The 522-nt window shown below is 59.8% G+C and carries 1 protein-coding gene; it reads right to left on the reverse strand.

Going from position 1 to position 522, the window contains the following annotated elements:
- On the reverse strand, positions 1-522 hold a 522-nt coding region (locus C1631_RS23390; RefSeq protein WP_185144699.1), incomplete at both ends, for a hypothetical protein.

The raw sequence follows: 522 nt of genomic DNA on the forward strand, positions 1-522 counted from the left end.
CATGAAGTTGGCTACGCCCCGCATGACGTCCTTCAACCTCAGCAGGTCGAGCCGTTCGTGGCCGGAGAGTTCAATCGGCTCGCCAGCATGGGTGATCGGATAGCGAAACGACATCGAGGAAGGATCGATGCGCGAGAACTCCGCAATGACCTTGCCAACCGTGGTGTTAGCCTTGTCTTCGTCCTGGATGTCCCAATGGTGCATGATCTTCTTGAATTCCGACCAGAGAAAGGTCAGGTCATGCGACTTCCAGTTCGCCTCGACGCCCGCGTCGCGCCCGAACTCTGCGATTGAGCCCTTGAGGACGAGCTCCAGGTACTGCCGGTAGAGGAAAACGATTGGCCAGACGAGAGTGTCTCTTTCGTAAGACCATGTCGTTGCCTTCTCGACGAGGGCGTCCGCAGCGCGAAGGTATCCTTCCTCCATCATGTGCATGGAGGTCCCGAACGTCGGCCGCAGGATCGCGTCGTCCGGACCGCCTGACGTGAAGAGCTTGTCGCCCGGCGTGGGCCAGCGGATCGG

The organism is Chryseobacterium phosphatilyticum, assembly GCF_002899825.2.
In the GTDB taxonomy this organism is placed as follows: Bacteria; Bacteroidota; Bacteroidia; order Flavobacteriales; family Weeksellaceae; genus Chryseobacterium; species Chryseobacterium phosphatilyticum.